Here is a 6,998-nt window from a genome sequence, read left to right on the forward strand (position 1 = left end):
ATTATTATATAATAATAATTATCCGTTGTAAACATCTTTTTTAAAATTTTTCTATTTTTTTCTACAAAAAATAGATAAGAGTTAAACTCTTATCTATTATAATTAATAATATAAATTTTGAGTTGCATATTCAGCATCACAAGTTATATCTATTCCAAGTTTTCTAAATGTTTGTTCATCATTATTACTTACTATTGTAGTTGAATGGGCTTGAGCTCCTTTAAGCTTATAAAGTTTCTCAACAGCAACTTGCGCCATAGGATTAGTAGCTGCACATATACTAAGTGCCATAAGAACTTCTTCACAATTAAGAGCTGGTCTTTTAGATGCTAATGTTTCTTTCTTTAATCTTATTATAGGATTTAATATAACTGGTGAAATTAAATGAATATCATCATTTATATCAGCAAAATATTTAATAGCATTAACAATAGCTGCTGCTGTGCCTTCCATAAGTTCTGATGTTTTACCTGTAACTATAGTTCCATCTTCTAATTCAATTGCAACAGATGGACATATCTCGTTACCACCTTTTAACTTCTTTAATCTCTCAGAATTTTCTCTAGCTTTAGTTACAACTTTTCTATCTTGTTCTACTAAATTTAATTCACTCATTATAAGTGATACTCTTTGAAATGTTTCTTTATCTACATAACCTTTTTTGTATTCACATGCAGTTTTAAAATATCTTCTTATAATCTCTTGTTTTGAAGCTTCTTTTACTACATCATCATCTATAATTCCAAAACCTACTCTATTAACTCCCATATCAGTAGGTGATTTATATACAGATTCTTTTCCTGTTATTTTTTCTATAATTCTTTTTAATACTGGAAAACTTTCAATATCTCTATTATAATTTACTGCTACCTTATTATAAGCATCAAAATGGAATGAATCTATCATATTTACATCTTTTAAATCTGCTGTTGCAGCTTCATATGCAATATTTAATGGATGCTTTAATGGTACATTCCATACTGGGAATGTTTCAAATTTTGAATATCCTGCAACATTTCCTCTTTTATTTTCATGATAAAGTTGACTTAAGCATGTTGCAAGTTTTCCACTTCCTGGTCCTGGAGCTGTAACAACAACTATTGGTTTTGTAGTTTCTATATATGGATTTTTTCCATATCCTTCATCACTTACTATTGTATCTACATCTGTTGGATATCCTTTAGTTGCTCTATGTTTATATACCTTTATTCCTCTTCTTTCAAGCTTATTTATAAAAATATTTGTAGAAGGTTGTTCATCATATCTTGTTATTACAACACTATTTACATCTAAATCATATGATCTAAGTTCATCAATAAGTCTTAATACATCAGCATCATATGTAATACCAAAGTCTCCTCTTATTTTATTTCTTTCAATATCACCTGCATACACACAAATAATTATTTCAGCTTTATCTCTTAACTTATGTAATAATTTTATTTTTGCATTTTCATCAAATCCAGGTAATACTCTCTTTGCATGAAGGTCTTGAAGAAGCTTACCTCCAAATTCTAAATAAAGTTTATCGTAATTATTTACTCTTTCTAAAATATATTTAGACTGTTCTTCTAAATACTTTTTATGATCAAATCCTATTTTCATAATTTCTCCTTTTGTTAATTATTTTTTATTTAAATTTTTTATTCTTGTAAACTAAACTATTTTCATAAAAATATGTGAACCATAAAATGTTTATAAAAAACAGAAAATATATTGGATTGTTAGATGTAAATCCTTTTAGCCCTATTAAAGATAAAAGTCCTAATAATCCAATATATTTATACTTATGATAGTTCATAAAATCATCTCCAAAACATGTTTAATTATATTATATACATTTTTAGAGTTATTTTCTATATTTAATTCTCTTTTATAAATTTATATTTGTATTCTGGTCTACCAACATTACCATAATCTATTGTTACTTCAGCTTCACCTATATTTTCTAAATAATCAACATATTTTTTTATAGTAACATTACTTACACCTGTTAATTTTGATATACCTCTTATAGTCCAATATTCTTCATTATTTTCATTTATAACATTGTATATCTTATTTAATGTATTTTTATTTATTCCTTTTGGAAGTTTATTTTCTTCATTAACTAAATTATCATTATTATATAATCTATCTAAATCATTTTGATCTAACTTAGTATTTTGAATTAAAAGTTCTCTCTTTTTAATATACTTATCTATAGCTTTCTTAAATCTTTCAAATTCAAATGGCTTTATTAAATAATCTACTACTCCATATGCAAAAGCAGTTTTTATTTCTTCTGACTTATCTGCTGCTGTCATCATTATAACTTCTGATAATATTCCTTTATCTCTAATATATTTTAATATTTCTATACCATTTTCTTTAGGTAAGTAAACATCTAATAATATTAAATCTATATTTTCTTTTTCCAAAACATCTATTAAATCTTCTTTATTAGATACAGTTTTAAATACTGAAAATCCATTAATCATCTCAACATATTTTTTATTTATTAAAGCTACCATAGGATCATCTTCAACAATAACTACTTTGTTCACACCTATTCCTCCTTTAATATACTTATTATAAATTTTTTATTTCTTTTGTTTTCTTTTATTTTTATACTTCCACCATAAAGATCAATTCTACCTTTTACAGTTGATAATCCAATTCCTCTCCCTGTACCTTTAGATGTTACTCCATTTTCAAAAAGATTATCTTTTATATTTTTATTTATATTAATTCCATTGTCTGTAACTTCTATATTTATTATTTTTTCATCTTCACCTATATAAACTTCTACAACTCCACTAGAACCTTTTTCTATACATGCATCAAAAGCATTTTCTATAAGATTTCCAAGTATAGTTATTATGTCAATTGAAGTTACTCTTCCATGTGAATGCATCATATAAGAATCTTCATTTATTATAAATTTTATATTCTTTTCATTTGCAATAAGTTTTTTACTAAGAAGCATAGCACTTATTAAATTATCCTTTATTCCTGCAACAGTAGTTGTATTTTCTAAAACTTCCTTTTGACACTCACTTATATATTTTTTTGCTTCATCATATTCTTCTAAATTTATAAGTCCCAGAATAACATGTAATTTATTTTTAAATTCATGAACATTTGCTCTAATATTTTTAAGTAATCCGTCTATACCAGTTATTTCTCTTGCAAGTCTATTTATATTTTCACTTTTCATTAAAGTAACAACAGCACCCAAATACTTTTCTTTCTCTTTTATAAAACTTAAATTTACAAATACCTTTTCACCACTTAATGTTATTTCTTTCATTTTTACACTACTCTTATTATCTATATATTTAGAAATTTTTTGTATTAATTCTTCTATATTTAATGTATCTAGCATCTTAAAACAATTATCATTTATTTCTAAAATTTTATTATTTCTATCTATGGCAATTACACCTTCATCTATGGAATCAAGTATTATTCTCTTTTCATTATATAATCTTGCTATTTCATCAGGTTCCATACCAAGCATTTCTCTTTTTATTTTTCTTGCAAATGTTTCTGATAATATTATTGTAATTGGCAATATTAAAACAAATAAGCATATTGTTATAACTATAACCTTATTAGTTACTGACTCAACATCTTTTAAGTATTTACCTACCATAACAAACCCAACTTGTTTATCATTATTATATATTGGAGCAAAGTATCTAACTGTAACACCCATAGAACCTTCCATTGTTGAATAATAACTTGTTCCATATTTAATTACATCTTTATTATCTGTATTTACAAACTTTTGTCCTATTTGATTAACATCAAGATGTGAGTATTTTTCTCCGGTCATATCTCCAACAACAATTATATCTATGTTTTTAAAGTTTTTCACAAATTTACTTACATAAGATTGAATCTCAAAATTATTTTTTCTTTGCTCTAATGTATTTTGAACTATTGGGGTATTAGCTATTACATATGAGATTTCTTTTAAATCTTGTTTTATTTCATCATTAAGATCGTCAACTCTAAGCTTCATAAAAAATATACAAGCAAGGATTAATGGTATTATCGCTATTATAATACTACGTTTTCGTACACGACTTTTAAAACTCATATTCTCTCCTTTTATTCTTTTTATATTAGATTATACATAATTATTTTATTTTTTTCGACATTTTTTATTTTTTAAACCTTAATTATAAAAAGCCTTACTTATAGTTTTCTACAAGTAAGGCTTTATTATAAATATACTAAGCTATTGCATTTTTACAATTACTTTCTGTTAAATATTCATTTAAATTATCATATGAAATACTTATCATATTTGTTAAAGCTTCATCTGTATATGATCCCATGTGAGGAGTTAATAATACTTTAGGGAACATTTCTATAAGTTTTTCTATATTTTTATCATCTATTTCTTGTCCCTTAAGATCTTTAAAGAAAACTCTACTTTCTCCCTCTAATACATCAGCTCCATAACCACCAAGTTTTCCACTTTCAATTCCTCTTATAATTGCTTCTATATCTTGAAGCTCTCCTCTTGCTGTGTTTATGATTATTCCGCCATCTTTCATATTATTTATAAATTCATCATTTATTAAATGATAATTTACTCCTTTTATATATGGCATATGTACTGAAATTACATCTGAAGTTTTTATTAATTCTTCTTGACTTACAAATTCAACAATTTCTTTAGCTGCATCACTTTGAAATACATCATAACCAATAACTTTTGCTCCTAGTCCCTTAAAAAGCTTAGCAGTTGTAAGTCCTATTCTTCCAGTTCCAATTATTCCAACTGTACAATTTCTAATTTCTTTACTAAACATATTAGCATCAACAATGAAATTCTTTTCTCTTGTTCTATTTACTGTATAAGCTGTATGTCTAAGTAACATCATTGCAAGAGTTACTGCAAGTTCACTTATTGCATTTGGTGAATATCCTGGAACTCTAGCTGACTTTAATCCAAATTCCTTTACTGCTTCTAAATCAACATGATCAAATCCTACTGTTCTAGTAAGTACATACTTTAATCCATTATTTTTTAATAGCTCTAAGTTTTGTCTATCAGCCATACAGTTACCCCTAACCATTATAGCTTCTGCTCCTATAGCTTCCTTTACATTTTCATGATTTAATCCTTTTTCTACAAGTTTTAAATCATATCCATATTTATTTAATTTATTAAAAAATTCAACTTCTGTTGGTCTTACTCCAAAACAAACTAACTTAATTGACATAAAAAAACTTCCCTTCTTTTTAAATATATAAAAATATATCTATATTAAAATAAGACTTAATTCAGGAAAAAGTTTTTAAATCTAATTCCTGAATTATAGTCATTTAAAATTTAACTATACAAATAACCCTATATTTTTAATTACTTCTAAAGCAACTATCCATATTGGCATTGCTACTACTGCAACTATAGTTGATAATAATGAACAATTTGATGAAAGAACTGATTCTTTATCAAAGCTTATAGCATAAGCTGCTGCAACTGTTGCTGTTGGCGCTGCCATCATTATTACTACAGTAGCTAGTCCAATATATGATACTGGTAAAATTCCAGTTACATTTAAAACATATAATAATACTATATTTATTAATGGAACTATAATTACTTTTTGAATGCTATAGTACCAAGAATCTTTTGATCCCATAGCTTCTTTAAATGGTATTGTAGCTAAATTAGCTCCAATTGATAACCATGCAAGTGGTGAACATAAAGCACTTAAGTAAGTTAAAGGTTTATAAAGCCATGGTAATGTTTGGTCAATTCTTAAAAATGCATAGTTTTTTACCCCTTCTTTAGTAGAAACAGCTACTTGTGGTAATGACTCTTGGAATAACCATATAAATAAACCTAAAAATGTTGCTATAATAATTGGATTTAAAAACATAGTTTTAACATTTTTCTTAAAGTTTTCTTTATCCATCTTCAAACCTGACATTTTAATAAATCCATATGAATAAAGGAACACTCTATAAGCTATATTGAATATTGAAGAATACATAACTCCTACTGTTCCATAAACAGCTTGTACAATCGGAGTTCCAAAGAAAGTTGTTGATCCAAATACTGTTAATACTCTTAAGGCATCTTGTTTGTCTCCCTTGTATCTTGAATAAAATAACTTAGTTATAAATATAAGAACTATATAAATTGCAAATCCCCATATTAAAAGATTTATTCCTTCATGTAAGCTTTTCTTATTAATATCTACTAAAAATGATTTTAATGCTAATGCTGGAAGTGATACTGATAAAACTACCTTACTTAATATTTTTGCAGCACTATCATTTATTATATTTTTCTTTCTTAAATAAAATCCTAAAAAAATAATTGCTATTGATGAAAATATTGCACCTATAATTGCGTTATCTGTTAATGTTTTTCCTAAAATACTTAAGATATCCATCTAATTTAATTCCTCCTCAGTTTATAAAGTTTTCTCAAATCTTTTTGTTATTAATTTCACACTTATGTTATAACATTAACAATAAACTCACAATTATATTTAAATTTCTAAATAATTATTTAAGTTTTTTAAGTTTTATTATTTAATTTATTTACTTAAATAAATTAAATAATTCATTTTTTTGTTAATTTTTAGTCAAATTTTCATAAAAAAAAAGAGCTTTACTCAGCTCCTAATATATTAATTATAAAATTATTCTTTATATTGCTTTGTATAATATTTTCAAACCTAACTTTAGAATTTTCATTTGTATACTCTAAAAGTGGATCAAATATATAATATAAACTTTCCATATTTAATTCACTTCCACTAATAATATTAATTTTAACTTTTCTTTGATTATATAATTTATTACACTCTTTTAATGTATTATATACTCCTATCCCACAATTCTCTTTATTATATAAATTTGATACATATACATAAATATCTTTTAACTTTATACGTTCATCATAATTATTAAAGTAAAAAAATAATATTTCCTTTAATAAAATAATCATATCTATATCTTTTCTAGTTTTTATATATTTATTT

General features: G+C 24.8%; 7 protein-coding genes. All 7 read right to left on the minus strand.

Annotated features, from left to right (window positions below; all coding sequences use genetic code 11):
- Positions 1-102 precede the first annotated feature (102 nt).
- Positions 103-1,605 carry a DUF1846 domain-containing protein gene (locus Q4E08_RS10960; RefSeq protein WP_303130924.1) on the minus strand — a complete coding sequence of 501 codons (1,503 nt, stop codon included), beginning with the start codon at positions 1,603-1,605 and terminating at the stop codon, positions 103-105.
- A gap of 25 nt (positions 1,606-1,630) precedes the next feature.
- Positions 1,631-1,801: a DUF3796 domain-containing protein gene (locus Q4E08_RS10965; RefSeq protein WP_303130925.1), complete on the minus strand. Its 171-nt coding sequence runs from the start codon at positions 1,799-1,801 to the stop codon at positions 1,631-1,633.
- Between the two features lie 61 nt (positions 1,802-1,862).
- Entirely contained in the window at positions 1,863-2,546 is a 684-nt protein-coding gene (locus tag Q4E08_RS10970; protein WP_303130927.1) for a response regulator, read from the minus strand.
- Positions 2,547-2,548: 2 nt separating this feature from the next.
- Positions 2,549-4,087 carry an ATP-binding protein gene (locus Q4E08_RS10975; protein WP_303130929.1) on the minus strand — a complete coding sequence of 513 codons (1,539 nt, stop codon included), beginning with the start codon at positions 4,085-4,087 and terminating at the stop codon, positions 2,549-2,551.
- 136 nt (positions 4,088-4,223) lie between these two features.
- The gene (locus Q4E08_RS10980) at positions 4,224-5,222 is read right to left on the minus strand and encodes a 2-hydroxyacid dehydrogenase (protein ID WP_303130930.1); all 999 of its coding nucleotides are present in this window, start codon (positions 5,220-5,222) and stop codon (positions 4,224-4,226) included.
- A gap of 114 nt (positions 5,223-5,336) precedes the next feature.
- The gene (locus Q4E08_RS10985; RefSeq protein ID WP_303130931.1) at positions 5,337-6,404 is read right to left on the minus strand and encodes an AEC family transporter; all 1,068 of its coding nucleotides are present in this window, start codon (positions 6,402-6,404) and stop codon (positions 5,337-5,339) included.
- A gap of 221 nt (positions 6,405-6,625) precedes the next feature.
- Positions 6,626-6,998, minus strand: a 373-nt coding sequence (locus Q4E08_RS10990; protein WP_303130933.1) for a hypothetical protein, incomplete at its 5' end; no start/stop codon positions are given.

The sequence above is a fragment of the Clostridium sp. genome, assembly GCF_030532265.1.
GTDB lineage: Bacteria > Bacillota > Clostridia > Clostridiales > Clostridiaceae > Clostridium.

Bases quoted from the DNA above. Each gene is read 5' to 3' on its own strand.
- Q4E08_RS10960 (WP_303130924.1), bottom strand. From the start codon at position 1,605: ATGAAAATAGGATTTGATCATAAAAAGTATTTAGAAGAACAGTCTAAA.
- Q4E08_RS10965 (WP_303130925.1), bottom strand. From the start codon at position 1,801: ATGAACTATCATAAGTATAAATATATTGGATTATTAGGACTTTTATCT.
- Q4E08_RS10975 (WP_303130929.1), bottom strand. From the start codon at position 4,087: ATGAGTTTTAAAAGTCGTGTACGAAAACGTAGTATTATAATAGCGATA.
- Q4E08_RS10980 (WP_303130930.1), bottom strand. From the start codon at position 5,222: ATGTCAATTAAGTTAGTTTGTTTTGGAGTAAGACCAACAGAAGTTGAA.
- Q4E08_RS10985 (WP_303130931.1), bottom strand. From the start codon at position 6,404: ATGGATATCTTAAGTATTTTAGGAAAAACATTAACAGATAACGCAATT.